This window comes from Microbacterium sp. Nx66, assembly GCF_904066215.1.
In the GTDB taxonomy this organism is placed as follows: Bacteria; Actinomycetota; Actinomycetes; order Actinomycetales; family Microbacteriaceae; genus Microbacterium; species Microbacterium meiriae.
In genome coordinates this window covers 2,332,684-2,359,083 of record NZ_LR880474.1, presented here as the reverse complement: position 1 = coordinate 2,359,083, position 26,400 = coordinate 2,332,684, and the positions used below count along the sequence as shown (strand labels likewise).

At 70.0% G+C, this 26,400-nt stretch carries 27 protein-coding genes; 16 read left to right on the top strand and 11 right to left on the bottom strand.

Going from position 1 to position 26,400, the window contains the following annotated elements:
- Positions 1-29 precede the first annotated feature (29 nt).
- Positions 30-749 carry an ABC transporter ATP-binding protein gene (locus MICNX66_RS11270; protein WP_187664191.1) on the top strand — a complete coding sequence of 240 codons (720 nt, stop codon included), beginning with the start codon at positions 30-32 and terminating at the stop codon, positions 747-749.
- Positions 750-825: 76 nt separating this feature from the next.
- Positions 826-2,076 (top strand): FAD-binding oxidoreductase, encoded by a 1,251-nt coding sequence (locus tag MICNX66_RS11265; protein WP_187661957.1) that lies wholly within the window; start codon positions 826-828, stop codon positions 2,074-2,076.
- A 51-nt stretch (positions 2,077-2,127) separates the two neighbouring features.
- On the opposite strand, the gene gndA is transcribed toward MICNX66_RS11265, so the two are convergent.
- Entirely contained in the window at positions 2,128-3,582 is a 1,455-nt protein-coding gene (gene gndA, locus MICNX66_RS11260) for an NADP-dependent phosphogluconate dehydrogenase (RefSeq protein ID WP_187661956.1), read from the bottom strand.
- Between the two features lie 164 nt (positions 3,583-3,746).
- On the opposite strand from gndA, the gene MICNX66_RS11255 reads away from it, so the two are divergent.
- Positions 3,747-4,805: a D-2-hydroxyacid dehydrogenase gene (locus tag MICNX66_RS11255; protein WP_187661955.1), complete on the top strand. Its 1,059-nt coding sequence runs from the start codon at positions 3,747-3,749 to the stop codon at positions 4,803-4,805.
- 17 nt (positions 4,806-4,822) lie between these two features.
- On the top strand, positions 4,823-5,347 hold the full coding sequence (locus MICNX66_RS11250) for a gluconokinase (protein ID WP_187661954.1): 525 nt from the start codon (positions 4,823-4,825) through the stop codon (positions 5,345-5,347).
- Here MICNX66_RS11250 and MICNX66_RS16990 read toward each other — a convergent pair.
- Positions 5,332-5,457 carry a hypothetical protein gene (locus MICNX66_RS16990; RefSeq protein WP_259954603.1) on the bottom strand — a complete coding sequence of 42 codons (126 nt, stop codon included), beginning with the start codon at positions 5,455-5,457 and terminating at the stop codon, positions 5,332-5,334. The two genes, MICNX66_RS11250 and MICNX66_RS16990, sit on opposite strands and share 16 nt — an antisense overlap.
- 225 nt (positions 5,458-5,682) lie before the next feature.
- Between MICNX66_RS16990 and MICNX66_RS11245 the strand changes: the two genes are divergently transcribed.
- Positions 5,683-6,300, top strand: coding sequence for a 50S ribosomal protein L25/general stress protein Ctc (locus MICNX66_RS11245; protein WP_187661953.1), 618 nt, complete (start codon positions 5,683-5,685; stop codon positions 6,298-6,300).
- Between the two features lie 96 nt (positions 6,301-6,396).
- Positions 6,397-6,978 (top strand): aminoacyl-tRNA hydrolase, encoded by a 582-nt coding sequence (pth, locus tag MICNX66_RS11240; RefSeq protein ID WP_187661952.1) that lies wholly within the window; start codon positions 6,397-6,399, stop codon positions 6,976-6,978.
- Positions 6,979-6,994: 16 nt separating this feature from the next.
- On the opposite strand, the gene MICNX66_RS11235 is transcribed toward pth, so the two are convergent.
- Together MICNX66_RS11235 and trpS are read right to left on the bottom strand one after the other, a co-directional pair.
- Positions 6,995-7,636, bottom strand: a complete 642-nt coding sequence (locus MICNX66_RS11235; RefSeq protein ID WP_187661951.1) for a hypothetical protein — start codon at positions 7,634-7,636, stop codon at positions 6,995-6,997.
- Between the two features lie 26 nt (positions 7,637-7,662).
- Positions 7,663-8,667, bottom strand: a complete 1,005-nt coding sequence (trpS, locus tag MICNX66_RS11230; protein ID WP_082749972.1) for a tryptophan--tRNA ligase — start codon at positions 8,665-8,667, stop codon at positions 7,663-7,665.
- A 62-nt stretch (positions 8,668-8,729) separates the two neighbouring features.
- Here trpS and MICNX66_RS11225 point away from each other — a divergent pair, with 62 nt between their 5' ends.
- Positions 8,730-9,395, top strand: coding sequence for a DUF4166 domain-containing protein (locus MICNX66_RS11225; RefSeq protein WP_232089052.1), 666 nt, complete (start codon positions 8,730-8,732; stop codon positions 9,393-9,395).
- On the opposite strand, the gene MICNX66_RS11220 is transcribed toward MICNX66_RS11225, so the two are convergent.
- The 6 genes from MICNX66_RS11220 to sdhC form a co-directional block, all read right to left on the bottom strand.
- Positions 9,389-10,228, bottom strand: coding sequence for an exodeoxyribonuclease III (locus MICNX66_RS11220; protein ID WP_187661949.1), 840 nt, complete (start codon positions 10,226-10,228; stop codon positions 9,389-9,391). The two genes, MICNX66_RS11225 and MICNX66_RS11220, sit on opposite strands and share 7 nt — an antisense overlap.
- A gap of 9 nt (positions 10,229-10,237) precedes the next feature.
- The gene (locus MICNX66_RS11215) at positions 10,238-11,443 is read right to left on the bottom strand and encodes a YihY/virulence factor BrkB family protein (protein ID WP_187661948.1); all 1,206 of its coding nucleotides are present in this window, start codon (positions 11,441-11,443) and stop codon (positions 10,238-10,240) included.
- Positions 11,444-11,557: 114 nt separating this feature from the next.
- Complete coding sequence (locus MICNX66_RS11210) at positions 11,558-12,325, bottom strand: succinate dehydrogenase iron-sulfur subunit (RefSeq protein ID WP_187661947.1); 768 nt, start codon at positions 12,323-12,325, stop codon at positions 11,558-11,560.
- A 2-nt stretch (positions 12,326-12,327) separates the two neighbouring features.
- Positions 12,328-14,154, bottom strand: coding sequence for a succinate dehydrogenase flavoprotein subunit (gene sdhA / locus MICNX66_RS11205; RefSeq protein WP_187661946.1), 1,827 nt, complete (start codon positions 14,152-14,154; stop codon positions 12,328-12,330).
- Between the two features lie 19 nt (positions 14,155-14,173).
- Positions 14,174-14,614 (bottom strand): succinate dehydrogenase hydrophobic membrane anchor subunit, encoded by a 441-nt coding sequence (locus tag MICNX66_RS11200; protein ID WP_149085820.1) that lies wholly within the window; start codon positions 14,612-14,614, stop codon positions 14,174-14,176.
- Complete coding sequence (sdhC, locus tag MICNX66_RS11195) at positions 14,614-15,048, bottom strand: succinate dehydrogenase, cytochrome b556 subunit (RefSeq protein ID WP_082758508.1); 435 nt, start codon at positions 15,046-15,048, stop codon at positions 14,614-14,616. The genes MICNX66_RS11200 and sdhC overlap by 1 nt, the downstream gene beginning before the upstream one ends.
- Before the next feature lie 165 nt (positions 15,049-15,213).
- Here sdhC and MICNX66_RS11190 point away from each other — a divergent pair, with 165 nt between their 5' ends.
- From MICNX66_RS11190 to MICNX66_RS11150, 9 genes are all read left to right on the top strand, one after another.
- Positions 15,214-16,329: a mannose-1-phosphate guanylyltransferase gene (locus MICNX66_RS11190; RefSeq protein WP_187661945.1), complete on the top strand. Its 1,116-nt coding sequence runs from the start codon at positions 15,214-15,216 to the stop codon at positions 16,327-16,329.
- A gap of 147 nt (positions 16,330-16,476) precedes the next feature.
- Positions 16,477-17,595, top strand: coding sequence for a BMP family lipoprotein (locus tag MICNX66_RS11185; RefSeq protein WP_187661944.1), 1,119 nt, complete (start codon positions 16,477-16,479; stop codon positions 17,593-17,595).
- 105 nt (positions 17,596-17,700) lie between these two features.
- Positions 17,701-19,215 (top strand): ABC transporter ATP-binding protein, encoded by a 1,515-nt coding sequence (locus MICNX66_RS11180; RefSeq protein ID WP_187661943.1) that lies wholly within the window; start codon positions 17,701-17,703, stop codon positions 19,213-19,215.
- Complete coding sequence (locus MICNX66_RS11175) at positions 19,212-20,519, top strand: ABC transporter permease (protein ID WP_187661942.1); 1,308 nt, start codon at positions 19,212-19,214, stop codon at positions 20,517-20,519. The genes MICNX66_RS11180 and MICNX66_RS11175 overlap by 4 nt, the downstream gene beginning before the upstream one ends.
- On the top strand, positions 20,519-21,802 hold the full coding sequence (locus tag MICNX66_RS11170) for an ABC transporter permease (protein ID WP_396654780.1): 1,284 nt from the start codon (positions 20,519-20,521) through the stop codon (positions 21,800-21,802). The genes MICNX66_RS11175 and MICNX66_RS11170 overlap by 1 nt, the downstream gene beginning before the upstream one ends.
- Positions 21,803-21,830: 28 nt before the next feature.
- Entirely contained in the window at positions 21,831-22,229 is a 399-nt protein-coding gene (locus MICNX66_RS11165) for a cytidine deaminase (RefSeq protein WP_187661940.1), read from the top strand.
- A complete protein-coding gene (locus tag MICNX66_RS11160; RefSeq protein ID WP_187661939.1) occupies positions 22,226-23,539 on the top strand; it encodes a thymidine phosphorylase in 1,314 nt (437 codons plus the stop codon). Before MICNX66_RS11165 ends, MICNX66_RS11160 begins: the two co-directional genes overlap by 4 nt.
- Before the next feature lie 48 nt (positions 23,540-23,587).
- A complete protein-coding gene (locus MICNX66_RS11155; protein ID WP_187661938.1) occupies positions 23,588-24,703 on the top strand; it encodes an adenosine deaminase in 1,116 nt (371 codons plus the stop codon).
- A gap of 82 nt (positions 24,704-24,785) precedes the next feature.
- On the top strand, positions 24,786-25,655 hold the full coding sequence (locus MICNX66_RS11150) for a carbohydrate kinase family protein (protein ID WP_187661937.1): 870 nt from the start codon (positions 24,786-24,788) through the stop codon (positions 25,653-25,655).
- Here MICNX66_RS11150 and MICNX66_RS11145 read toward each other — a convergent pair.
- Positions 25,652-26,398: an alpha/beta hydrolase gene (locus MICNX66_RS11145; RefSeq protein ID WP_187661936.1), complete on the bottom strand. Its 747-nt coding sequence runs from the start codon at positions 26,396-26,398 to the stop codon at positions 25,652-25,654. The two genes, MICNX66_RS11150 and MICNX66_RS11145, sit on opposite strands and share 4 nt — an antisense overlap.
- Between the last annotated feature and the right edge of the window lie 2 nt (positions 26,399-26,400).

Here is a 26,400-nt window from a genome sequence, read left to right as displayed (position 1 = left end):
CAGGAGAGAAGGAGACCGAGATGACCACGATGACGGATTCCGAGGCCCGCGTTCCGGCCTCGTCGGCGGCGACCCCGCTGTACCGGGCGACGGGTGTCACGCGCACCTATACGCGGAGGGGACGGACGGTGACCGCGCTCACCGGCGTCGACCTGGAGATCATGCCCGGCGCCTTCGTCACGATCCAGGGGCCGACCGGAGGAGGCAAGTCGACGCTGCTGCAGCTGCTGGGGGCGCTCGACACCCCGACTGCTGGGACGTTGCAGCTGGACGGCCGTGAACTGTCGTCGGCGTCGCCGTCGGAGCTGGGACGGATCCGCGCGCAGGAGATCGGATTCGTCTTCCAGGGGTTCAACCTGATCCCGACGCTGACGGCGGTGGAGAACGTCGACATGGCCCTGGAGCCGCTCGGCATCGACCCGGCGGAACGACGCACGCGGGTCGCCGCCGCTCTCGCCCACGTCGGCCTGGCGGACCGCGGAGACCATCGTCCCGCAGAGTTGTCCGGCGGGCAGCAGCAGCGTGTCGCGATCGCGCGGGCGATCGTCAAACGCCCCCGAGTGCTGCTCGCGGACGAGCCGACGGGCAACCTCGACGAGAGCATGCGCGACGAGATCCTCGACCTCCTCGAACGGCTGTGCGCGGAGGGCATCACCATGGTCGTGGTCACGCACGACTCCGCGGTGGCGCGGCGGGCGACGAAACGGCTGCGTCTGACGCAGGGGACGGTGAGGGACATCACCCGGTAGTCGGCGGCGCGGGGGAGGGGCGGACGGCGAGCCGCCCCTCTTCCGCGATGTCCGACCCCGGGTCTACCGTGTGCTCATGGTCGACCACGTCGAATCCGCACAGCCCACCGTCCACCGTCCCTCCACCGTCTCCGAGGTCGCCGCGCTCGTCCGCGCCGCCGCGCAGGAGGCGGTCCCCCTGACCGTCGTCTCCGGCGGCCACGGGCCCTGGTCCCACGCCCCCGCTCCCGGTCTGCGCCTCGAACTCGGGGCGCTCTCCTCGATCGAGGTCGACAGCACCGCCGTGCGCATCGGCGGCGGTGCCGTGTGGGGCGACGTCGCGAAGACTCTCGCCGGCCACGGCCTCGCCCTGAGCTCCGGCGACACGGCCAGCGTCGGCGTCGGCGGTCTCACCCTCGGCGGCGGCATCGGCTGGATGGTGCGCGCCTGGGGTCTCGCCGTCGATCAGCTCGTCGGCGCCCAGGTCGTCACCGCGAGCGGAGACGTGGTGGAGGTCTCGGCCACGCAGCATCCCGACCTGTTCTGGGCGCTGCGCGGCGGTGGCGGCAACTTCGGCATCGTCACCCGTTTCGACTTCGAAGCGCATCGCCTGCCGGGGATCGCGCTGGCCGAGTCCGTCGTCGAGGGCGACGCGACGGCCGTGCTCCGGGCCGCGCGCGAAGTCCTCCGCGACGCCCCGCGCGAGCTGACCGTCACATATATGGACGTGCCGCCCATGGACCCGAGCGCTCCGGCCGGTGCCCGGCTGACCGCCGTGTGGGCCGGGCCCGACCCGGAGGCGCTGCGCGTGGAGCTCGCGCCGATCACCGCCCTCGACGGTGTCACGACGGAGATCACCGAACCCGCCTATCGGGAGATCCTGATGGAGATGCCGCAGCCCGAGGGCGGCGAGGCTCCCGCCCCTCCCGGGTTCCTCGGCGGGAACGGTCTCGTCGCCGACCTCGACGACGAGACGATCGATCGGCTGGTGGCCTATCGGCGGGAGTACCCCGCCTCGGTCGTCTTCCTCCGGTCCCTCGGCGGGGCGTTCGGCGACGTTCCGCAGGAGGAGACGGCCTTCCCGGCGCGCACCGCGACCTGGTTCGTCATGGCCGGTGCCTTCGATGTCCCGGGGATGCTCGACGAGGAGGGGCGGGCGAAGGCCGCCGCCGACGCGCAGCGGATCGTCGCGGGCCGCCTCGCCGAGTACAGCAACTTCGTCGACCGGGAGCGACCGGACGAGGTGTCCGGGATGTACGACGGCGACGGCTACGCGCGTCTGCGGGCGGTGAAGGCGCAGTGGGACCCGCAGAACGTGTTCCGCCGCAACCACAACATCCTCGTGTGACGCACGAAGGGCCGAGCACCGTACGGTGCCCGGCCCTTCGCAGACCCGAGGTCAGTGCGTGTCTTCGGCCTCGATCTCGGAGCGGTCGCCCGACCACAGCGTGTGGAAGGTGCCCTCCTTGTCGATGCGCTTGTAGGTGTGCGCGCCGAAGAAGTCGCGCTGACCCTGCACGAGAGCAGCCGGGAGGCGGTCGGCGCGGATGCCGTCGTAGTACGACAGCGACGACGAGAACGCCGGAGCCGGGATGCCGGACTGCGCCGCCGTGACCACCACGCGACGCCATGCCGCCTGGCCGCGGGTGAGTGCCTCGGCGAAGTACGGAGCCGTCATCAGCACGGGCAGGTCGGGGGTCTCCGCGTAGGCGTCGGCGATCCGGTTCAGGAACTGCGCACGGATGATGCAGCCGCCGCGCCAGATCTTCGAGATCGCACCGAGGTCGATGTTCCAGCCGTACTCGGCGGCGCCGGCACGGATCTCGTCGAAGCCCTGCGAGTACGCGACGATCTTGGAGGCATAGAGCGCCAGGCGGACGTCCTCGACGAAAGCGTCGACCTCGTCGGCCGGGACCGTGAACTCCTCGTCCGGACCGGGAAGCGCCGCGGCGACCGCGCGCTGCTCGGGGTGGGAGGAGAGGGACCGGGCGAACGTCGCCTCGGCGATGCCCGAGACCGGGACGCCGAGCGAGAGCGCGGTCTGCACCGTCCAGGCGCCGGTGCCCTTCGCGCCGGCCTGGTCCAGGATGACGTCGACCAGCGGCTTACCGGTCGCCGCGTCGACCTGGCGCAGCACCTCGGCCGTGATCTCGATGAGGTACGACTCCAGCTCTCCGCGGTTCCACTCGGCGAAGATCTCGGCGATCTCTGCGGGGGTCTTGCCGGTGCCGCGACGGATGAGGTCGTAGGCCTCGGCGATGAGCTGCATGTCCGCGTACTCGATGCCGTTGTGCACCATCTTGACGAAGTGGCCGGCGCCGTCGTGGCCGACGTGCGTCACGCAGGGCTCGCCCTCGGCGACTGCGGCGATGGACTTCAGGATCGGCCCGAGCGTGATCCAGGACTCGTCCGAGCCGCCCGGCATGATCGAGGGGCCGGTGAGGGCGCCCTCCTCGCCGCCGGAGATACCCGCGCCGACGAAGTTGATGCCGGTCTCGCGGACCGCCTTCTCGCGGCGGATGGTGTCGGGGAAGTAGGCGTTGCCGCCGTCGACGATGATGTCGCCCGGCTCGAAGACCTCCACGAGGGAGTCGATCACGGCGTCGGTCGGCGCTCCGGCCTTGACCATGATGATCGCGGTGCGCGGCTTCTGCAGCGAGTCGGCGAACTCCTGGTACGTCTTCGCGGGGATGAAGCCCGCCTCGGGATGCTCGTCGAGGAGGGTCTGGGTCTTCTCGTAGCTGCGGTTGAAGATCGCCACGGTGTTGCCCTCGCGGCTCGCGAGGTTGCGGGCGAGGTTCGACCCCATGACGGCGAGTCCGACGACTCCGATGTTCGCTGATGCTTCGGGCACGGAAGGCTCCTCGATCGTGAAGAAGGGTTGTCTTCAGCGTATCGCTGTGCGCCGGATGGAGGCGCACCCGATGACGCATCACCGTCATCGTCCGCGACGTCGGGCGGTCCGGAGGCTCCGGACCTCTACGCTGAAGGGAGCACAGGAGCTGGAGGGAGTCGGTCGTGACGGAGTCCGAGAAGAAGGTCCGCGCCGTCGTCGCGGTGCCGTTGACGGAGGAGCTGTGCGGGCTCATCGAGGAGCTCGAGCCGCGGCTCGAGGTCATCCAGGATGCATCGCTCGTGCCTCCCATGCGCGGTCCGGCCGACTGGTCGGGCGACCCCGACTTCACCCGCACGCCGGAGCAGCAGCGCGCGTTCGAGGCCCTCGTCGACTCCGCTGACGTGCTCTTCGGCATCCCCGACGTCGACCCCGACGCACTTGCTCGGACGGTCTCTGCGAACCCGCGGCTGCGGTGGGTCATGACCACGGCGGCGGGCGGCGGCAGCACGGTCAAGGCCGCGGAACTCGACCGCGCCGACCTCGACCGCATCGTCTTCACCACCAGCGCCGGCGTCCACGGCGGCACGCTCGCCGAGTTCGCCCTCTTCGCGGTGCTCGCCGGGGCGAAGGACCTTCCGCGCCTGCGGATCGATCAGGATCAGCGCATCTGGCCCGAGCGGTGGGAGATGCGCCAGGTCGACGAGATGACCGTGCTCGTGGTGGGACTCGGCGGCATCGGCGCGGAGTGCGCCCGCCGTTTCCACGCTCTCGGCGCTCGGGTGTGGGGGACCACTCGCTCCGGTCGTCCGGTCGAGGGCGTCGATCGCCTCATCGCGCTGGACGACCTCGTGGACGCGGTGGGGGAGGTCGACGCGATCGTCGTCACGCTTCCGGGCACGGAGCAGACCAGACATCTCATCGGCGAGGAGGTTCTGCGGGCAGTGAAGCCCGGGGTCATCCTCACCAACGTCGGGCGCGGGAGCGTGGTCGATGAGACGGCGCTGCTCTCCGCCCTCGACGACGGCCGCGTCGGCTTCGCCGGGCTGGATGTCTTCGAGCAGGAGCCGCTGCCCGCCGAGTCCCCGCTGTGGGCGCACCCGCGCGTGCTCGTCAGCCCGCACACCGCGGCGCTCAGCTCGAAGGAGGAGGAGCGCATCGCGCGGCGGTTCGCCGAGAACGCCACCCGGCTGCTCGACGGTCGGGAGCTGCGCGCAGTGGTCGACACGGTCGAGTTCTACTGAATCGGGATGCAGCAGGCATGAGCGTGCGCATCGTCGTGATGGGGCCGAGCGGATCCGGGAAATCGACGGTCGGTGCGGCGCTGGCGGAGAGCCTCGAGGCGCGCTTCATGGACGGTGACGATCTGCATCCGCTGACCAACGTCGAGAAGATGGCAGCGGGGATCGCCCTCGATGACGAGGACCGGATGCCCTGGCTGCGGGTGGTCGGACGGACGCTCGCCGCCGAGACGCACATCGTCGTCGCCTGTTCCGCGCTGCGGCGGCGCTACCGGGATGCCATCAGGGCGGAGGCGCCGGACGCCTTCTTCGTCGAGCTCGGCGTGGCACGGGAGACGCTCGCCCGGCGACTGGGTGGACGGCCCGACCACTTCATGCCGGCCTCGCTGCTCGATTCCCAGCTCGACGCGTGGGAACCGCTGACGGGTGACGAGCCCGGCGTCCGGGTCGATGCCGCGCTCCCGCTGGTGCAGGAGGTGGCGGCGATCCGGAAGGCGCTCGCCGCGGAGACGGGAACGCCGGGGGAGCCTCAGTCCTTGCGGTAGCCCGAGCGGCCGAGCGAGAAGAGAGCCGCACCCGTGGCGACGGCCGCGCACACCGACATGGCGCCGATCAGCCAGAGGAGGACGTGGGAGAGGAAGGCGCCGTCGAGCATGGGGGTACTCCGAATTTCTGCAGTGGGGACCGGTGTCCTCAGCCTATCGGGTCATCCGGTACCATGGAGGCGTACCTCGGCGAGGGACGCTTCTGCGCGTGCGCGGGCGTCCGTGATCGACGCGGCGAAGCAAGCCCGGTGGCTTTCCTCACGCGTCCGCGTTCGAGTCCACAATTCCAAGACCACCGCGCGGCGCCTTCGCTGCGTGCCCCGAAGGAGAACCTCATGTCTGAAGACACCACGGTCCACGCCGAGCTGCGCAGCAGCTTCGGCAAGGGCTTCGCCCGTCGTCTGCGCGCCGCCGGCAAGATCCCCGCGGTCATCTACGGCCACGGCACCGAGCCCGTGCACGTCGCGCTGCCCGGCCACCAGGTCTCCCTGATCATCCGTCGCGCCAACGCGCTGCTCGACCTCGACATCGAGGGCACCTCGCAGCTCGCGCTCGTCAAGGACGTGCAGAAGGACCCGGTGCACCAGATCATCGAGCACATCGACCTCCTGGTCGTGAAGAAGGGCGAGAAGGTCGCCATCGACGTCCCCGTCGTCGTCACCGGTGAGTCGGCCCCCGGCACCATCGTCAACCTCGATGCCACGACCATCCAGGTCGAGGCGGAGGCCACCCACATCCCCGAGAACATCGAGGTCTCGGTCGAGGGTCTCGAGGAGGGCGCGCACATCACCGCCGCCGACGTCACCCTCCCGAAGGGCTCGACGCTCCTCACCGACGCCGAGGTCCTCGTGGTCGCGATCTCCGTCCCGGCCGCTCCGGTCGAGGACGAGGAGACCGAGGGCGAGTCCGCCGAGGGTGCCGCCGAGGCGTCCGAGGAGGCCGCCGCGGAGTGATCTCCGCCTGCTTCATCACGGAGGGGACGCGATCGGATCGCGTCCCCTCCGTCGTATCCTGACCGGGGTGACGGCTCCGGCGAGAGAGGACGAGGAATGGCAGCCACCTGGCTCGTGGTCGGTCTCGGCAATCCGGGACCCCGCTATGAGGCGACCCGCCACAACATCGGCCAGATGGTCGTCGATGAGCTCGCGGCACGCCGCGGAGAGAGCTTCCGGGAGCACAAGGGGGGCGCGCGCGTCGTCGAGACCTGGCTCCGGCCCGGTGCCGACAAGCTCGTGCTCGCCAAGCCGAACACGTTCATGAACGTCTCGGGAACCCCTGTCGCAGCGCTCGCCCGGTTCTACTCCGTCCCTCTCGACCACGTGGTCGTCGTGCACGACGAGCTCGACATCCCGTTCGACACGGTCAAGCTCAAGACCGGAGGAGGGCACGGCGGGCACAACGGCGTGCGTGACATCGCGCGGGCCCTCACGAGCCCGGACTTCCCGCGGGTGCGGGTCGGCATCGGCCGACCGGCGGGGCGCCAGGATCCTGCCGACTGGGTGCTCTCCCCGTTCGGCAAGGACGAGCGTGCGAACCTTCCCCTGCTCGTGGGTGACGCCGCGGACGCCGTCGAGCTCCTCGTCGGGGAAGGCCTGCTCGCCGCGCAGCAGAAGCATCACGCACCGCGCTGACCGGCGCCCCGCGGGGTCAGGTGGTGAAGGTGGCGTATCCCGCGGCGCCGCCGACGGCGAAGGCCGTGAACACGGCGACGAAGAAGATGACTGCGCCGAGGACGGCGACGATCAGCGCGGCGATGCCCGCTCCACGTCCCTGCTTCCGGCGGATCGCGATGATGCCCAGCACGATCGCGGCGATGCCGAGAACCGTGCCGGCCCAGAACGACAGCTCCGTCCACAGCACCTGATCACGCGCGGGGGACAGGAACCCGAGATCTCCCGAGGAGCCGCTGATGCCCTGCGGGATGCGGCGGCCCACCTCGAACGCGCTGACGCCGCCGATGATCGGCATGACGACGGCCGCGAGGATCGAGAGGCCGAGGGCGAGCAGGCCGAGGAACCCCGAGGGCTTCGGCGCGGCATCCGGCGCGGTGTACGTGCCGGACGGTGCTGCGTAGCCGCCCACGGGCACCTGATACGCCCCCGGAGGCGCAGCCGGGGGTGCCGGCTGGCCGTATCCGCCGGCGGGCGGGTACGGTGCCGGAGCCCTCGGCGGTACGGACGCGTACGCGGGCGGCGGGATCGCACCGGAGACCGAGTCCTGCGGGACCGAGGGCGCCGGAGGGGCGGGCGGAACGGCGCCGGACGGAGGGGGCAGCTGCGGATCGGTCACGATGTCATCCTAGGGTGGCGCGCGGCTCAGACCCGGCGCAGCAGTCCGACGCGGTCGTACACGTCGGACAGCGTCCGATCGGCGACGGCATCGGCGCGGGCGGCGTTCTCGGCGAGGATCCGGTCGAGCTCGGCCGGGTCGTCGAGGAGTTCGAGAGCACGGTCGCGCACCGGAGCGAACTCCTCCACGACGACCTCGGCGAGGCCCTTCTTGAAGTCGCCGTATCCGCGACCCGCGTACTCGTCCTCGATCGCGGGGATCTGGCGTCCGGTCAGCGCGGCGTAGATGGTCAGGAGGTTCGAGACGCCCGGCTTGGCCTCGCGATCGAACCGCACGGTGCCCTCGTTGTCGGTCACCGCGCGCATGATCTTCTTCGCCGACTTCGCCGGGTCGTCCAGCATCCACAGCACGCCGGCATCGCTCTCGGCCGACTTCGACATCTTGGCCGTCGGATTCTGCAGGTCGTAGATGCGCGCCGTCTCCTTCTGGATGACCGGGACCGGCACCGTGAAGGTCTCGCCGAACCGCGAGTTGAAGCGCTCCGCGAGGTCGCGGGTGAGCTCGACGTGCTGCTTCTGGTCGTCGCCGACCGGCACGACGTCCGTCTGGTAGAGCAGGATGTCGGCGGCCATGAGCACGGGGTAGGTGAAGAGGCCGACGCTGGTCGCATCGGCGCCGTAGCGGGCCGACTTGTCCTTGAACTGGGTCATCCGTCCGGCCTCGCCGAAGCCGGTGATCGTGCTGAGGATCCAGGCGAGCTCGGCGTGCGCACGCACGTGCGACTGCACGTACAGCGTCGACTGCGAGGGCTCGATGCCCGCCGCGATGTACTGCGCGGCGGTACGTCGGGTCTTCTCGCGGAGCTCTGCCGGGTTCTGGGCGACGGTGAGGGCGTGCAGGTCGACGACGGAGAAGAACGCGTCGTACGAGGTCTGGAGCTCCCGCCACTGCAGGAGTGCGCCGATGTAGTTGCCGATCTGGAGGGAGTCGGCGGAGGGCTGCATTCCGGAATAGAGACGAGGCTTGTTCACCCGTCAATCCTATGCGTCCGCGCCGCGGACCCCTGCGCTGGCCGATCCCTTACGCTGACGTCATGACGAGCGGTGCGCCTCCGACGCGGGGACAGGTGTTCCTCGACGCGTTGGGCGCGGACGCCGAGCGTCTGCACCCGGAGATCCTCGCGCAGTATCGCGCTCCCGTCGCGGCGGGGCACGCGGAGGGGGTGTTCGCCGTCGCGGGGAGCCGCTTCGGTCGCGCAGCCGGTCTCGCGCGTCCGATCGTCGGGCCGGGTCTTCTGGTGCCGACATCGGGACGAGATGTCCCGTTCGTGCTCCGCACGGCCGCGGGGCGCACAGAGACCGGCCGCGCGACGCTCGACTCCATCCGCGAGTTCCGTTTCCCCGGACGGACCGCGCGGATCGTCGACCGGCTCACGGTGAGCGTGCGACCGGGACTGGTCCGGAACCTGCTCGGTGCCCGAGGCCGCGTCGAACTCATCGAGAAGTGCAGCGTAACGGCGGAGGGCTTCCTGCGGATGCGCACCGTCCGAGTCGCGCTGCGGCTGTGCGGTCGGCGGTTCGCGCTGCCCGGTCCGCTCGGCGTGCGCGTGGACCTGATCGACGGCTGGGACGCGGAGCACCGCCGGCGCACGATCGATATGCGTGCCGTGAACCCGCTGCTCGGCACCGTCTTGGAGTACCGCGGATGGTATCGGGAGTCGGAGCCGTCGCCCTCCGAGCAGCCCGACCCGGGTCAGTAGGTGTAGTCGACGACGACCGGCGCGTGGTCGCTCCAGCGCTGGTCGTACGCGGCCGCACGCGCCACGTGGTACGCCTGGACGCGCTCGGCGAGAGCGGGCGTGGCCAGGTGGTAGTCGATGCGCCATCCCGAGTCGTTGTCGAAGGCCTTCCCGCGCATGGACCACCAGGTGTAGGGCCCGTCCACCTCGCCGTGGAAGCGGCGGCCGACGTCCACCCAGCCCAGGCCGGTGCCGACCGAGCCGTCGACGCCGGTGACCCGGGTCCCGGCCTCACCGAGGAAGCGATCGAAGTAGGCGCGCTCACGCGGCAGGAAGCCGGCCTTGGTGCGGTTGCCGCGCCAGTTCTTGATGTCGAGCTCGCGGTGCCCCACGTTGAGGTCGCCGGTGACGAGGGCGAGGGCGCCGTCGGTGTTCAGGCTCGCCAGTCGCGCTTCGAACGCGTCGAGGAACTTCCACTTCTCGTCCTGCTTCGGGGTGTCGGCCTCGCCGGAGTGCACGTAGGCGCTGACGACGGTGAGCGGACGGTCGCCGATCAGGAAGTCGGCCTCGATCCAGCGCCCCTTGGAGTCGAAGTCCTCCGGGCCGAAGTCCGCCCGGGAGGCGAGCGCGGGGAGGCGGCTGGCGATCGCGACGCCCGCTCGCCCCTTGGCCGTGGCCTCGTCGTGGACGAAGGTCCAGCCGGGGAGGGCGGCCTCGATGTGCTCGTCCTGCCCGCGCACCTCCTGAAGGGTGAGGATGTCGATGTCCGCGGCGTCCAGCCACGTGCTCATCCCGTTGCGGGCGGCCGCCCGGATCCCGTTGACATTGACCGAGGCGATACGCAGGTGAGGCATTCCTCCAGCCTAACGAGCACCGCCGACATCGCGGTTCTGACGGTGATCGAGCTCGGAGAGCAGGCGCTGCGCGAGAGGGGAGGTCGGGGGTGCGGGCGGGGGAGCAGAGGTCTCCAGTCGCGCGACCTCGTCCTCCGCCTCGCGGACGGCGTGCCCGGCCGCCCAGCTCCGATACCACGGGGCCTCGTCTTGCGCGGCTCGGGCGTCGCGCAATCGGATCCGCGCCGCCGCGAGCAGGGTGGCGTGCTCCGCCACCCGCCGCTCGGCCTCCGTCGGCAGCAGGAGCGGGAGGTCGCGGTCCTGCGCGGCGACGGCGATCCAGGAGGCGGCGACGAGCATGACCACCCCGTTGACCCGGAACCACAGCAGCAGCCCGACGAAGATCGCGAAGGTCGCCAGCAGGGGATTCGACGGCGTGTAGCTCAGGAGGAACCCGACCCCGAACTGCAGCACCGTCATGGCCGCGCCGCCGAGGAGGGCGCCCGGCCAGATGGTGCTCCAGTGCAGCGAGGTGCCGGTGAGGAAGCGCACCATCGCCGCCAGCGCCCCCGTCAGCAGGACGAACGACACGAGCACCGTGCCGATCCGGATGCCGAGGTTGAGGCCGTCCGATCCCGCGTCCCAGCCGAGGAGCGAGAGCACCCAGCTCAGCACGGCGGCACTGGCCGAGCTGAGGGCGGAGCCGAGGATCAGCGAGACACCGAAGATGAGGGCGGCGAGGAGGTCGCGCGCTTTGAGGAGGAGGTAGCTGCGGCGGTCGGGCTCGAGGCCGAAGATGTCCCGCACGGCTCGCCGGGAGAAGGTCACCCAGCCGATCGCCGTCCAGATGACCGTGCCGAGCGCGATGAGGCCGGTGATTCCGAGGAACCCGGTGGTGTTCGACGCGATCTCCTGCACCTGTGCGGGCGTGAAGACGCCGCCCTCGTCGAGGATGAGGTTCGGGATGTAGTTGTTGATGATGTCGATGAGCCCGTTCACGGCCTCCTCGCTGCCGCCGAGCCAGAGCCCTGTGATGGCGAACGCGAGGTACACCGCGGCGAAGATGGCGAACAGCGCCTGGTAGCTCACCCCGGCGGCGAGCAGGAAGCCGTTGTGTTGCAGGAAGTGGCGCCACACCCGCACCGGGAAGAGACCGAGGGTCCGCCGCGTCAGCGCGGTCGCGCGCTCGACTGCGGCATCGAGGCGACCATCGGTCGCCGAACCGGGCTCGGACACGCCCCCACCCTACCCAAGACCGGTCACGCCCTTCCGCGAGAACAGGCACAGACGCGAGAACAGGCGGCCCCGTCCGGGACCGCCTGTTCTCGCGTGGGTGCCTGTGTCGGTGCGTCAGGGACGGCCGCGGAGGACCGCCTGCTTGACCTCGGCGATGGCCTTGGTGACCTCGATGCCGCGGGGGCACGCCTCGGAGCAGTTGAAGGTCGTGCGGCAGCGCCAGACGCCTTCCTTGTCGTTGAGGATGTCGAGGCGGACCGCAGCGTTGTCGTCACGCGAGTCGAAGATGAAGCGATGCGCGTTGACGATGGCCGCCGGACCGAAGTACTGTCCGTCCGTCCAGAACACCGGGCATGACGACGTGCACGCGGCGCAGAGGATGCACTTGGTGGTGTCGTCGAAGATCTCGCGGTCGGCGATGGACTGCGTACGCTCCTTGCCCTTCTCCGGCACGGAGTTCGCGACGAGGAACGGCTGCACCTCGCGGTACGACGCGAAGAACGGCTCCATGTCGACGACGAGGTCCTTCTCCAGCGGCAGGCCCTTGATGGCCTCGACGTAGATCGGCTTCGAGATGTCGAGGTCCTTGATCAGCGTCTTGCACGCCAGGCGGTTGCGGCCGTTGATGCGCATGGCGTCGGAGCCGCAGATGCCGTGGGCGCAGGAGCGCCGGAAGGTGAGCGAGCCGTCGACCTCCCACTTGATCTTGTGCAGGGCGTCGAGGACGCGGTCGGTGGAGTAGAGCTCCACGTCGTAGTCGACCCAGTGCGGCTCGGCGTCGATCTCCGGGTCGAACCGACGGATGTTGAAGGTGACGATGAAGGACTGGATCCCGGTCTCTTCCGTCGTGTCTGCCGGGGCCTCGGCGAGGGCGTTGGACATGCTCAGTACTTCCTCTCCATCGGCGGGTAGTTGAACTCGCCCTTGTCGTTCTTGGTGAAGACGACGGGCTTCCAGTCGAGCTTGATGTGGTCGCTCGGGTCGGAGGAGTGCGGGTCGCCCGTGAGGTACGCCATGGTGTGCTTCATGTAGTTCTCGTCGTCGCGCTTCGGGAAGTCGTCGCGCATGTGGCCGCCGCGGCTCTCCTCGCGGTTCTGTGCGGCGTAGACGACGACCTCGGCGATGTCGAGCAGGAAGCCCAGCTCGACCGCCTCGAGCAGGTCGGTGTTGAACCGGTGGCCCTTGTCGTCGACGTGCACGTTCTTGTAGCGCTCACGGAGCTCGGCGATCACGCCGAGGACGTGCTGGAGGGATTCGTGCGTGCGGAACACCTGCGCGCCCTTGTCCATCTCGTCCTGCAGCGTCTTGCGCAGCACGGCGATCCGCTCGGTGCCCTGGTTGTTGCGCAGGCCCTCGAGCATGTCGGAGACGAACGCCGCGGGGTTCTCCGGAAGCGGGACGAAGTCCGCCGTCTTGACGTACTCCACCGCGTTGCGACCCGACCGCTTGCCGAACACGTTGATGTCGAGCAGCGAGTTCGTGCCGAGACGGTTGGCGCCGTGCACCGAGACGCAGGCGCACTCACCGGCGGCGTAGAGGCCGGGGACGACGGTGTCGTTGTCCGCGAGCACCTCGCCGTTGTTGTTCGTGGGGATGCCGCCCATGGCGTAGTGCGCGGTCGGCATGACGGGCACCGGCTCGACGACCGGGTCGACGCCCAGGTACGTGCGGGCGAACTCGGTGATGTCCGGGAGCTTGGTCTCGAGCACCTCGGCGCCCAGGTGCGTGCAGTCCAGCAGCACGTAGTCCTTGTGGGGACCGGCGCCGCGGCCCTCCGCGACCTCCTGGACCATGCAGCGCGCGACGATGTCTCGGGGCGCCAGGTCCTTGATGGTGGGGGCGTAGCGCTCCATGAACCGCTCACCGGAGGCGTTGCGGAGGATCGCGCCCTCACCGCGGGCGCCCTCGGTGAGGAGGATGCCGAGGCCGGCGAGACCGGTCGGGTGGAACTGGAAGAACTCGAGGTCCTCGAGGGGGAGGCCCTTGCGCCAGACGATGCCCACGCCGTCGCCGGTGAGCGTGTGCGCGTTGGAGGTCGTCTTGAAGATCTTGCCGAAGCCGCCGGTCGCGAAGATCACGGCCTTGGACTGGAAGACGTGCAGCTCGCCCGTGGCGAGGTCGTACGCGACGACGCCGGCGACCTGCGTCGCCCCCGCCGCGTCCTTCACGGTGATGAGGTCGAGCACGTAGAACTCGTTGAAGAAGTTGATGCCGAGCTTGACGCAGTTCTGGAACAGCGTCTGCAGGATCATGTGGCCGGTGCGGTCGGCGGCGTAGCACGCGCGTCGGACCGGGGTCTTGCCGTGCTCGGCCGTGTGGCCGCCGAAGCGGCGCTGGTCGATCTTGCCCTCAGGGGTGCGGTTGAAGGGGAGGCCCATGTTCTCGAGGTCGATGACCGCGTCGATGGCCTCCTTCGCGAGGATCTCCGCCGCGTCCTGGTCGACGAGGTAGTCGCCGCCCTTCACGGTGTCGAAGGTGTGCCACTCCCAGGAGTCCTCCTCGACGTTCGCGAGGGCCGCCGCCATGCCGCCCTGCGCGGCACCGGTGTGCGACCGCGTCGGGTACAGCTTGGAGATCACGGCCGTCTTCGCGCCGGGGCCGGCCTCGATGGCCGCCCGCATGCCGGCGCCGCCGGCGCCCACGATGACGATGTCGAACTGGTGGTAGTGCACGCCGTCACGGACGACGGGATCCTGCGTCTGGGTAGTCACTTCTCGTTTGCCTCTTCTTCTAGCCCTGCGCCTGGCAGGTCTCCCACAGCGTGCTCGACTCGGTCACACCCAGGCACGGGTCGAACGTGAAGACGACCAGGGTGCCGAGGAGGATGAGCAGGCCCGCGGCCAGGCCGAGGGCCCAGACGAGCGCCTTGCGCGCGGTGGGGTTGGTCACGTAGTCGTTCACGATCGTGCGCATGCCGTTGGCGCCGTGGATGAGGGCGAGCCAGAGCATCAGCACGTCCCACCACTGCCAGAACGGCGTGGCGAACTTGCCGGCGATGAAGGCGAAGTCGAGGGCGTGGATGCCCTCGCCGACCATGAGGTTGACGAAGAGGTGGCCGAAGATCAGCACGACGAGCACGACGCCCGAGACGCGCATGAAGACCCAGCCCCACTTCTCGAGGTTGATGCCGCGCTGACGGCGGGCGGGAGCGGCGACGGTCTGCGCGCTCATCAGTGTCCTCCTCCGAAGCCGGCGAACGCGAGCATCAGGTGACGCGGCACGAAGCCGGCCATGATGATGCCCCACACGAGCAGCACGCCCCAGAACAGCTGGCGCTGGTACTTGGCGCCCTTCGACCAGAAGTCGACGGCGATGATGCGCAGGCCGTTCATGGCGTGGAACACGATGCCCGCCACGAGCACGACCTCGCCGATCGCCATGACCGGGTTCTTGTACGTGCCGATGACCGCGTCGTACGCCTCCGGCGACACCCTGATCAGCGCCGTGTCGAGCACGTGCACCAACAGGAAGAAGAAGATGGCGACTCCGGTGATGCGGTGAAGCACCCACGACCACATGCCTTCGCGACCCCGGTAGAGGGTGCCGCGGGGGGTCTTGGACGTGGTTTCCGAAATCGACGGTGTCAAGCGAGCGCTTGTGGACACGGTCGTCCTCCCTGGATCGATGTGTTTCGGTCGCGTGCGCTGCTTCGTCCACATCTGGCCTGGAGGAGGGTCAGGCACGCCCGATCGGAGTCCATCCTATTCCCGTGCGGACGCCGCGGGCGACGAAGGGGACCCTAAGTCGAACCCGCCGCTACGCTGGCCTGCATGAGCGAGCCGATCGAAGACTTCTATGCGGTCATCCCCGCCGGTGGCATCGGCAGTCGGCTGTGGCCGCTGTCCCGCGCGGACGCCCCGAAGTTCCTGCACGACCTCACCGGCTCCGGCCATTCGCTGCTGCGCGATACGTGGGACCGGCTGGAGTCGCTCGCCGGACCGGACCGGATCGCGGTGGTCACCGGCCGCGCCCACCGAGCTGCGGTGGAGGCGGAGCTGCCCGGCATCGCCGACCTCAACGTCTTCCTGGAGTCCGAGCCCCGCGAGTCCGCGGCGGCGATCGGGCTGGCCGCGGCCGTGCTGCATCGGCGCAACCCGGACGTGATCATCGGCTCGTTCAGCGCGGACCACGTCATCCGGGGCACGCGGGTCTTCGAGTTCGCCGTCCGCGACGCCGTCGAGGTCGCCAGGGAGGGCTACATCTGCACGATCGGCATCGCGCCGACCGAGCCGGCGGTCGGCTTCGGCTACATCAAGAAGGGGCCGGAGCTGGTCGTGGAGCGCGCCAGGGAGGCGGCCCTCGTCGAGAGCTTCGTCGAGAAGCCGGATCTGGAGACGGCCAGGGCCTACCTCGCCGAGCGCACCTACCTGTGGAACGCGGGCATGTTCATCGCGAAGGCGAGCGTCCTGCTGGACGAGCTCGCGGCCAACGAGCCCGCCCTGCACGCCGGTCTTCTCGAACTCGCCGAGGCCTGGGACGACCGGGAGCTCCGCGGGCCCGCCGTCGACCGCATCTGGCCACGGCTGAAGAAGATCGCGATCGACTACGCCGTCGCGGAGCCGGCGGCGCGGCGCGGGCGTCTCGCCGTGGTCCCCGGGCACTTCGACTGGGACGACGTGGGGGACTTCGCGTCGCTGACGAAGCTCATCACGAACGGCCGCAAGAACGACCTCGCCGTCCTCGGGCCCCGCGCCCGGGTGCTGACCGACGCGGCCAGCGGCATCCTCGTCAGCCAGACCACCCGCGTGATCAGCCTGGTGGGGGTGCAGGACATCGTCGTGGTCGACACCCCGGACGCGCTCCTGGTCACGACGGTCGAGAACGCGCAGCGGGTGAAGGGCGTGGTGGAGTCGCTCAAACTCAACGGCCAGGGCGACGTGCTCTGATGAGCAGCGCTCCGTGCTCATCGGCAGGGTTGATTTCAGCTTTGTAACCATTGGCCCGGCCGCCCGGGGCCGACGTGCACGAACGTCGAAACACTAGGTAACTTTGATCGATCCGCGATGGCCGCGGGTTCGTTGAGGGAGGCATCCGTGACCATCTCCACCACCAAGAAGCTGCTCGGCGCGACGGTCGCCGCCGGTGTCGTCTTCGCTCTTGCCGGCTGCGGTCAGGCGCCGACCGACGAGTCCGAGGGCGGATCCGCCCCCGTCGACTCCGACTTCAAGCCGTGCCTCATCTCCGACGCCGGCGGCTGGAACGACAAGTCGTTCAACCAGTCGGCCAAGGAGGGCATGGACAGCGCCGCCGACGAGCTCGGCATCAAGCCGCTGGAGTTCGAGTCCGCCAACGACAACGACTACGCGCCGAACCTCGAGACCGCCGTCTCCGAGGGCTGCTCGCTCATCGTCTCGGTCGGCTTCAAGCTGTCCGCAGCCACGGTCGAGTCCGCGCTCGCGAACCCCGAGATCGACTACGCGATCATCGACGACTGGGCTGACAACGACTTCGACGGCACCACCGACGCGCCGAACATCAAGCCCCTCGTCTTCGACACCGCTCAGGCTGCCTACCTCGGCGGCTACGCCGCGGCCGCCTGGTCCGCAGAGGCCGGCGTGAACAAGGTCGGCACCTTCGGCGGCATGCAGATCCCGTCGGTCGCCGTCTTCATGGACGGCTACCAGCTCGGTGTCGAGAAGTACAACGAGGACAAGTCGGCCGACGTCCAGGTCTTCGGTTGGGACGCCGCCACCCAGAAGGGCTCCTTCACGGGCGGCTTCGACGCCAACGACACGGCCAAGCAGACCGCCCAGGGCGTGCTCGACCAGGGTGTCGACGTCATCCTCCCCGTCGGCGGCCCGGTCTACCAGAGCGCCGCAGCGGCGATCAACGACAGCGGCAAGGACACGCTGATGCTCGGTGTCGACAGCGACCTCGCCGTCGCCGACCCCAGCGTCGCCGACATCACGCTCGTCTCCATCATGAAGGCCATCGACGTGGCCGTCCGCGACGCGACGCTCGCGGCCGCCGCCGGCGAGTTCGATCCGGAGCCCTACATCGGCACGCTCGAGAACGAGGGCGTGAAGCTCTCCGGCTTCGGCGACTTCGAGGCGGACCTGCCCGAGGGCCTCACGGACGAGCTGTCCGCTCTCCAGGAGCAGATCATCTCCGGCGACATCACGGTGGAGTCCGAGAACTCTCCCACCCGCTGAGTCGGAGCCGTACCCAGCACGGGGCGAGTGGCGCAGGCTGCCACTCGCCCCGCACTGTGGGCGGCGACGATTCTCCTCGGTGACTCTTCTGGATAAGGTGCAGATATGAAGCTCGAACTTCGCGGCATCACCAAGCGATTCGGCAGCCTCGTGGCGAACGACCACATCGATCTCGTGGTCGAACCCGGTCAGATCCACGCTCTCCTCGGCGAGAACGGTGCAGGCAAGTCGACGCTGATGAACGTGCTCTACGGCCTGTATCAGGCCGACGAGGGCGAGATCCTCCTCGACGACGTCGTGCAGCACTTCCGCGGCCCCGGAGACGCGATGGCCGCGGGCATCGGCATGGTGCACCAGCACTTCATGCTCGTGCCGGTGTTCACGGTGGCCGAGAACGTCATGCTCGGTCACGAGCAGACCAAGGGCCTCGGCACGCTCGACATCGCGAAGGCGCGCGAGCACGTGCGCGCGGTCGCGGCGCGGTTCGGGTTCGACATCGATCCGGACGCCGTCGTCGGCGACCTGCCCGTCGGTGTGCAGCAGCGCGTCGAGATCATCAAGGCGCTGTCCCGCGACGCCAAGGTCCTCGTCTTCGACGAGCCCACCGCGGTGCTGACGCCGCAGGAGACCGACGAGCTCATGGCCATCATGCGCCAGCTCCGGGACGAGGGCACCGCGATCGTGTTCATCACGCACAAGCTGCGCGAGGTGCGCGAGGTCGCCGACCGCATCACGATCGTCCGGCTCGGACGAGTGGTGGGGGAGGCCTCGCCGACCGCCACCAACGCCGAGCTGGCCTCGCTCATGGTCGGCCGCGCGGTCGAGCTGACCGTGCAGAAGGAGGCGCCCCGCCTCGGCGAAGGCGGCCTGGAGGTCCGCAACCTCCGGGTGCTCACCTCGACCGGAGCCATCGTCGTGGACGACGTCGACTTCACAGTCCGCCCCGGTGAGGTCCTCGCCATCGCCGGTGTGCAGGGCAACGGCCAGACCGAGCTCGTCGAGGCCATCGTCGGCCTCGCCGCACGCGTCGAGGGGAACATCATCCTCGACGGCACCGAGCTCGTGGGCAAGAGCGTCCGCGGCATCCTCGACGCCGGTGTCGGGTTCGTGCCGGAGGACCGTACCGAGGACGGCCTCGTCGCCGGATTCTCGGTCGCCGAGAACCTCATCCTCGACCGCTCCGACGATCCCGCCTTCAGCCGGGCCGGGACGCTGCGTCGCGGCGCCCTGGAGGACTTCGCCAAGGAGCGCATCGCGGAATACGACATCCGCACGCAGGGCCCGGACACCCCCGCGGGAACCCTCTCCGGAGGCAACCAGCAGAAGGTCGTGATCGCGCGCGAGATGAGCCGGGAACTGCGGCTCTTCGTCGCGGCCCAGCCGACGCGCGGGGTCGACGTGGGCTCGATCGAGTTCATCCACAAGCGCATCATCGAGACGCGGGACGCGGGCATCCCCGTGATCGTCGTCTCGACCGAGCTCGACGAGGTCGCCGCCCTCGCCGACCGGATCGCGGTCATGTACCGCGGCACCATCGTCGGCATCGTCCCCGGTGACACGCCCCGGGAGACACTCGGACTCATGATGGCCGGAGCGGCCGATGCGGAGGTGACCGCGTGAGCGGCGCGACACCCGGTGCAGGAGACGTCACGAAGGGGCTGCCCCCCGAGCAGCTCCCGCCCAGCACGGGCCTGGCGGACGAGGTGCCGCCGCCCCCGCGCGGCAACGCCGTCCTCAAGGAGATCCTCCGCGGGAGTGCGGTCACGACGATCCTGGCGATCGTCCTGGCGCTCATCGTCGGCGGCATCCTCATCGCCTTCACGAACGAAGACGTGCAGAAGGCCTCCGGGTACTTCTTCGCCAAGCCGAGCGACACGTTCGTCGCGGCCTGGAACGCGGTCTACAACGGCTACGAGGCGCTGTTCCGCGGAGCGATCTTCAACGCCCGCGGCGCCGACTTCGCCGCGCAGATCCGACCGCTGACGAACACGCTGGGCTTCGCGGCTCCGCTGATCGCCGCCGGTCTGGGCGTCGCGCTCGCCTTCCGCGTCGGCCTGTTCAACATCGGTGCCCGCGGTCAGATGCTCGTCGGCGTCGCGGTCGCGGCCCTGCTGACGTTCAACCTCGACCTGCCGATCTGGTTCCACCTGCCCGTCACCCTGCTGGCCGGTATCGCCGGCGGTGCGCTCTGGGGCGGCATCGCCGGTCTCATCAAGGCACGCACGGGCGCGCACGAGGTGATCCTCACGATCATGCTCAACTACATCGCGTACTACCTGCTGCTGTGGATGATCCGCACGCCCGGGCTCCTGCAGAAGCCGGGGACCAACCAGGCGCTGGGTTCTGCGACGCCCGAGAGCGCGCAGTTCCCGACCCTGCTCGGCCCGCAGTTCCCGCTCCTGGACCTCGGCTTCGTCATCGTGGTCATCGCGACGGTGTTCGTGTGGTGGCTCATCGAGCGCTCCTCGCTGGGCATGCGCATGCGCGCGGTGGGGGAGAACCCGCACGCCGCTCGCGCCGCGGGCATCAGCGTCAAGCGCGTCTACGTCTACGCGATGCTCTTCGCGGGTGCCCTCGCCGGCCTCGCCGGCATGAACCAGCTCCAGGGCGCCGTCACCACCGGCGTCACCGAGACCATCGACGCCGGCATCGGCTTCGACGCCATCACGGTCGCCCTCCTCGGACGCAGCCGCGCGTGGGGGACCTTCGCGGCCGGGATCCTGTTCGGTGCCCTCAAGGCGGGCTCGTTCTCCATGCAGGCGCAGGACATCCCCGTCGACATCGTGCTCGTCGTGCAGTCGCTCGTCGTGCTGTTCATCGCCGCGCCGCCGCTGCTGCGCACGGTGTTCTTCCTCCCCAAGTCCGACGCAGAGAAGGCGGCGAAGGCGAGAGCCAAGGCCGCGAAGAAGGCGGTGACCGCATGATGTCGCTCGTGCAGACCGAAGCCGCCGACGGCACGGTGCAGCTCGCCACCGTCCGGGAGCGCCACCTCAAGGCGCCGATCAGCCTCGCGATCGTCACCGCGCTGCTGGCGGTGCTCTTCCTCGCCGTGCCGCGCAGCGGTATCAGCACCTTCCACCTCGGCGACCGCACGTCGGCCTTCGAGCTCCCCGACGTGGAGCTGCCCACCGCGCCGACCTTCTGGGTCGTCTTCGCCGTGCTCGTCGTCCTCACCGTCGGGGCCTTCCTCCGGGCATGGACGTACCGTGCGCCGTCGATCTGGCTCATCGTCGCCTACGGCGTGCTCGCGGTCTTCGCGTTCCTGGTCTGGGCCGCAGCCGGGGGCCTCGTCCCCGTCACGAGCCTGCTGTTCGGTGCCGTGTCGCTGTCGGTGCCGCTCGTGTTCGGCGCGCTCGGCGGCGTCATCGGCGAACGGGCCGGTGTCGTCAACGTGGCCATCGAGGGGCAGCTGCTCCTCGGCGCCTTCTCGGCGGCGCTGCTGTCCAGCATCACCGGCAACGCTTTCGTCGGCCTGATCGGCGCCATGATCGGCGGCGTGCTCGTCGCGAGCGTGCTGGCGGCGTTCGCCATCAAGTACCTCGTCGAGCAGGTCATCGTCGGTGTCGTGCTCAACGTCCTCGTCACCGGGCTCACCGGATTCCTCTACGGAGCGCTCCTCGCCCCGAACGAGGCCGAGCTGAACACCCCGGTCCGCTTCTCCCGCATCGAGATCCCGGTGCTGAGCGACATCCCGATCATCGGTCCGGTGCTGTTCAACCAGACCTTCATCGTGTACCTCATGTTCATCACCGTGGCCGTCGTCGCGTGGGGCCTGTACCGCACCAAGTGGGGCCTGCGCCTCCGCGCGGTGGGCGAGCACCCGCAGGCGGCCGACACGGTCGGCATCCGGGTCAACCCGACCCGCTTCTGGAACGTGCTGCTCGCGGGCGCGATCGCCGGCATCGGCGGTGCGTACTTCACGCTCGTGTCGGTCCCGCAGTTCGGCAAGGAGATGACGGCAGGTCTCGGCTTCATCGCTCTCGCCGCCGTGATCTTCGGCCGCTGGGACCCGATCCGCGCGACGCTCGCCGCCCTGCTCTTCGGATTCGCGACGAACCTGCAGAACCTGCTGTCGATCCTGAAGACGCCGATCCCCGGCGAGTTCATGCTCATGCTGCCGTACGTCGTCACGCTGCTCGCGGTCGCCGGATTCGCCGGTCAGATCCGGGGCCCTGCCGCCAGCGGCAAGCCGTACATCAAGTCGTAGAACCCGCAGGGAAGAAGGAACCACCACCATGACGGACATCGACTGGGATGAGCTGCGGCAGGTCGCCGCGGATGCCATGACCAAGGCGTACGCGCCGTACTCGCGCTACCGCGTGGGAGCGGCGGCTCTCGTCAGCGACGGGCGGATCGTCGCCGGCTGCAACGTCGAGAACGCCTCCTACGGCGTCACGCTGTGCGCCGAGTGCGCGCTCGTGGGCGATCTGTTCATGTCCGGCGGCGGGCAGCTCGTCGCCTTCGTGTGCGTCAACAACGACGGCGAGACGATCATGCCGTGCGGCCGGTGCCGCCAGCTGCTGTTCGAGCATGCCGTACCCGGCATGCTGCTGGAGACCGTCTCCGGCATCCGCACGATCGACGAGGTGCTGCCCGACGCGTTCGGGCCGCGCGACCTGGAGGACGCACGATGACCGCGGGACAGGCTCAGGGAGCCATCGAGCAGTTCGACGCGATCGACGTGATCCGGGCCAAGCGCGACGGAGGCGTGGTCCCGGAGCCGGCCCTGCGCTGGATGGTGGACGCCTACACGCGCGGCTACGTGTCCGACGCGCAGATGGCCTCCTTCGCGATGGCGATCTTCCAGCGCGGCATGGAGCGCGACGAGATCCGCGTGCTCACCGACGCGATGATCGCTTCGGGGGAGCGGATGAGCTTCGCGACTCTCGGCAAGAAGACCGTGGACAAGCACTCCACGGGTGGCGTGGGCGACAAGATCACCCTGCCGCTCGCGCCGCTCGTCGCCTCGTTCGGCGTGGCGGTGCCGCAGCTCAGCGGCCGCGGCCTCGGCCACACCGGCGGCACGCTCGACAAGCTGGAGTCCATCCCCGGCTGGCGCGCTGCGCTCAGCAACGAGGAGATGTTCGCGCAGATGCAGGGCGACGTCGGGGCCGTGATCTGCGCTGCGGGGTCGGGTCTCGCGCCCGCCGACAAGAAGCTCTACGCGCTCCGCGACGTCACCGGCACCGTGGAGGCCATCCCGCTGATCGCCTCCAGCATCATGTCGAAGAAGATCGCCGAGGGGACCGACGCTCTCGTCCTGGACGTGAAGTTCGGTTCCGGCGCCTTCATGCAGGACATCGACAGGGCTCGGGAGCTCGCGCGCACGATGGTGGCGCTCGGCACGGACTCCGGTGTCGCGACCACGGCACTTCTGACCGATATGAACGTTCCCCTGGGCCGCGCGATCGGCAACGCCAACGAGGTCCGCGAGTCGGTCGAGATCCTCGCCGGCGGGGGACCCGCCGACGTCCGGGAGCTGACCGTCGCGCTCGCGAGGGAGATGCTCGCCCTCGCCGGTCAGCCTGACGCCGACGTGGAGGCAGCGCTCGACGACGGCCGCGCCATGGACACGTGGAAGGCGATGATCCGTGCGCAGGACGGCGACCCCGACGCGGCCCTCCCGGTCGCGCGGGAGACGCACGTCGTCACGGCGCCCGCGGACGGCGTCGTGACCCGCATGGACGCGCTTCCCTTCGGCATCGCCGCCTGGCGTCTGGGCGCCGGGCGTGCGCGCGCGGAGGACCCGGTGATCTTCGAGGCGGGGATCGATCTGCATGCGAAGCCGGGGGACCGGGTGTCGGCGGGGCAGCCGCTGTTCACGCTCTCGGCAGCCGACGAGGCGCGCTTCCCCCGGGCGATCGAGGCGCTCGAGGGCGCCTGGGAGCTCGGCGACGAGGCTCCGACCGTGGGACCGATCGTCCGCGAGCGCATCACGGCGTGAGGCCCGGGCGCTAGCCTGGACGAACACCCCGCGACCGAGAGGATCCCCATGTCGATCGATGCGAGCGGCGACGTCGCCATCCAGGGCGTCTCCCTGCGGAGTCTGCCGAAGGTGTCGCTGCACGACCACCTGGACGGCGCGGTGCGCCCGGCCACGATCATCGAGCTCGCCGACGCGATCGGTCTCGAGGTCCCGGCATCCGACCCTGCCGCGCTCGGTTCGTGGTTCGCGAAGAAGAGCGACGCGGGATCGCTGGTGGAGTACCTGAAGACGTTCGAGCTCACCACCGCGGTCATGCAGACCCGTGAGGGGCTGACGCGCGTCGCGCGAGAGTTCGTCCAGGACCTCGCGGCGGACGGTGTCATCTACGGTGAGATGCGCTGGGCGCCGGAGCAGCACCAGGCGCGCGGTCTCTCGCTGGAGGACGCCGTCGAGGCGGTGCAGCAGGGCATCGAGGAGGGTGAGGACGCTGTCGACCGCGACGGCCGCAGCATCCGCGTCGGCCAGCTCCTCACCGCGATGCGGCACACCGACCGCGCACGGGAGATCGCCGAGCTCGCGGTGGACTTCCGCGGACGGGGTGCCGTGGGCTTCGACATCGCCGGCCCCGAGGACGGCTTCCCTCCGTCGGACCACCGCGCGGCCTTCGACTACCTCGCCGAGAACTTCTTCCCGGTGACCGTGCATGCGGGGGAGGCGGCCGGGCTCGCCTCGATCCGCTCCGCCCTCCTGGACGGGCGTGCGCTCCGACTCGGACACGGCGTGCGCATCGCGGAGGACCTCGAGGTCGTCACGCAGGAGGGCGACGAGGTGCAGGTGCGCTTCGGTGACCTCGCCCGCTGGGTGCGCGATCGGGAGATCCCGCTGGAGCTCTCCCCGTCGTCGAACCTGCAGACCGGAGCCGTCGCGGCGTGGGGGCAGACCCTCGCCGATCATCCGTTCGACCTGCTGTACCAGCTCGGGTTCGCCGTGACGGTGAACGTGGACAACCGCACCATGAGCGCGACCTCCCTCACGCGGGAGCTGGCGCTGCTCGTGCAGACGTTCGAGTACGACCTCGACGACCTCGAGGCCTTCCAGTTCAACGCCGCCGCTGCGGCGTTCCTCCCCGTCGAGGAGCGCGAGGAGCTCGTCGAGATGATCGCCGAGGGCTTCGGCGCCTGACCCGGCGGCCGACACGACCCGTCGCGGCCGACACGACCCGTCGGCACGGCCGGAACGGGATGCGGGACGCGAGGATGGGGGCATGCCCGCCTCCGTCTTCCTCGCCGGTCCCGCCTCGTGGAACCGGATGGTCCTGCTCGACCGGCTCCCCGAGCCCGTGCCCCACATGCAGTTCGCGCACGCGAGCTGGGAGACGGTCGGCGGCACGAGCGCCGGCAAGGCGCTGAGCCTGACGACGCTGGGGCGGCCGGTCGTGCTGCATGGCATCGCCGGAGAGGACGAGGACGGGCTGCGCGTCCGCGAGGCGCTGCAGGCGGCCGGAGTGGTCGCGCACTGGACGGACGGGATCACCGAGCGGCACCTCAACCTGATGACGCCGCGCGGTGAGCGGGTGTCGCTGTACCTCTCGACCCCGGCGGAGACGACGGGGGAGGCGGACGGGGCGCACGCGGCGGAGATGGCTGGAGCCGACGCCGTCGTCCTCGACCTGGCCGCCGAGCCGCGACGGCTGCTCCCGCTCGCAGTGGCCAGCGGCACGCCGCTGTGGGTCGACGTGCACGACTACGACGGCGTCGGGGAGTACCACCGGCCGTTCCTCGCGGCAGCCACGGCGGTCTTCTGCAACGCGGACCGGCTGGACGCGCCGGTGGAGTTCCTCCGCGCCGTCGTCGCGGAGGGAGCGGCGTTCGCGGTGTGCACGCTCGGCGCCGAGGGAGCGGTCGCGGTGGGGGCGGACGGTGCCGAGTTCCGGGTGCCCGCCGTGCCGACCACCGTCGTCGACACCAACGGCGCCGGCGACGCGTTCTTCGCGGGCGTCCTCGACGCGCGGCTGGGAGGCGCGGACCTGGCGTCGGCGCTCTCGGCGGGCGCACGCTCGGCCGCCGGAGTGCTGACCACCCGGCATCTGCACCCGCTGCTCGACCCGATCCTCGGGGATCCGCGGGCGGCCTAGGGCGCGACCTGCTCCAGGAACCCGCCGACGACCTCGGTGACCTCGGCATCCATCTCGTCGTCGTCGATGGACGGCGTGCCGTCGCCGGCCTGCGGTCCGTAGTCGCCGAAGGAGGCATGGGAGGCGCCGTCGATCTCGACGAACTCGGCGTCCGCGGGGAGTTCGGGGCGGGCGTCGGCGATCTTCTCGGGCGTGGAGAGGCCGTCCTCGCTGCCGGACACGCTCAGCACCGGGAGATCGGAGCCTGCAAGGTCCGTCGCGCAGTAGGAGGCGAAGAGCACGAGGGCGTCGGCATCCGTGGCGAGCTGGCAGGCGCGCACGCCCCCGAGGGAGTGTCCGCCGACGGCCCAGACGCCGACGTCGGGCGCGGCGCTCGTGAACGAGTTGAGCCCGCGGGGATCGAAGAACGCCAGATGGAGCCAGGGCCGCGTGATCACGACCGTGGTGCCCTCCGCCGCGAGCCCCTGGAGGATCGACGCGTAGGCCCAGGGGTCGACCTTCGCGCCGGGGATGAAGACGAGTCCCCGGTCGGAGGAGCCGTCCGCGGGCGCCAGGACGATCCCCTCATCGGCGTCGGTCACCGTGATCGCCGGGTTCTCGCGGACGGCGGTCAGCGGTGCGGGCTCCGCGGCCATGACGCCGACCTGGCTCCAGACGAGGATTCCGCCGATGGCGAGGAGGATGACGATCGCCACGCTCCACAGGACTCGCTTCAGGACGCGGCGCCGGGGCTTCTTCTGCACAG

Coding starts and splice junctions, on each gene's coding strand:
- MICNX66_RS11170 (WP_396654780.1), top strand. CDS start 20,519: ATGTCGCTCGTGCAGACCGAAGCCGCCGACGGCACGGTGCAGCTCGCC.
- MICNX66_RS11250 (WP_187661954.1), top strand. CDS start 4,823: ATGAGCGTGCGCATCGTCGTGATGGGGCCGAGCGGATCCGGGAAATCG.
- MICNX66_RS11190 (WP_187661945.1), top strand. CDS start 15,214: ATGAGCGAGCCGATCGAAGACTTCTATGCGGTCATCCCCGCCGGTGGC.
- MICNX66_RS11150 (WP_187661937.1), top strand. CDS start 24,786: ATGCCCGCCTCCGTCTTCCTCGCCGGTCCCGCCTCGTGGAACCGGATG.
- MICNX66_RS11245 (WP_187661953.1), top strand. CDS start 5,683: ATGTCTGAAGACACCACGGTCCACGCCGAGCTGCGCAGCAGCTTCGGC.
- MICNX66_RS16990 (WP_259954603.1), bottom strand. CDS start 5,457: ATGCTCGACGGCGCCTTCCTCTCCCACGTCCTCCTCTGGCTGATCGGC.
- MICNX66_RS11200 (WP_149085820.1), bottom strand. CDS start 14,614: ATGAGCGCGCAGACCGTCGCCGCTCCCGCCCGCCGTCAGCGCGGCATC.
- pth (WP_187661952.1), top strand. CDS start 6,397: ATGGCAGCCACCTGGCTCGTGGTCGGTCTCGGCAATCCGGGACCCCGC.
- MICNX66_RS11265 (WP_187661957.1), top strand. CDS start 826: ATGGTCGACCACGTCGAATCCGCACAGCCCACCGTCCACCGTCCCTCC.
- MICNX66_RS11220 (WP_187661949.1), bottom strand. CDS start 10,228: ATGCCTCACCTGCGTATCGCCTCGGTCAATGTCAACGGGATCCGGGCG.
- MICNX66_RS11180 (WP_187661943.1), top strand. CDS start 17,701: ATGAAGCTCGAACTTCGCGGCATCACCAAGCGATTCGGCAGCCTCGTG.
- MICNX66_RS11210 (WP_187661947.1), bottom strand. CDS start 12,325: ATGTCCAACGCCCTCGCCGAGGCCCCGGCAGACACGACGGAAGAGACC.
- MICNX66_RS11270 (WP_187664191.1), top strand. CDS start 30: ATGACGGATTCCGAGGCCCGCGTTCCGGCCTCGTCGGCGGCGACCCCG.
- MICNX66_RS11165 (WP_187661940.1), top strand. CDS start 21,831: ATGACGGACATCGACTGGGATGAGCTGCGGCAGGTCGCCGCGGATGCC.
- MICNX66_RS11160 (WP_187661939.1), top strand. CDS start 22,226: ATGACCGCGGGACAGGCTCAGGGAGCCATCGAGCAGTTCGACGCGATC.
- MICNX66_RS11155 (WP_187661938.1), top strand. CDS start 23,588: ATGTCGATCGATGCGAGCGGCGACGTCGCCATCCAGGGCGTCTCCCTG.
- MICNX66_RS11225 (WP_232089052.1), top strand. CDS start 8,730: ATGACGAGCGGTGCGCCTCCGACGCGGGGACAGGTGTTCCTCGACGCG.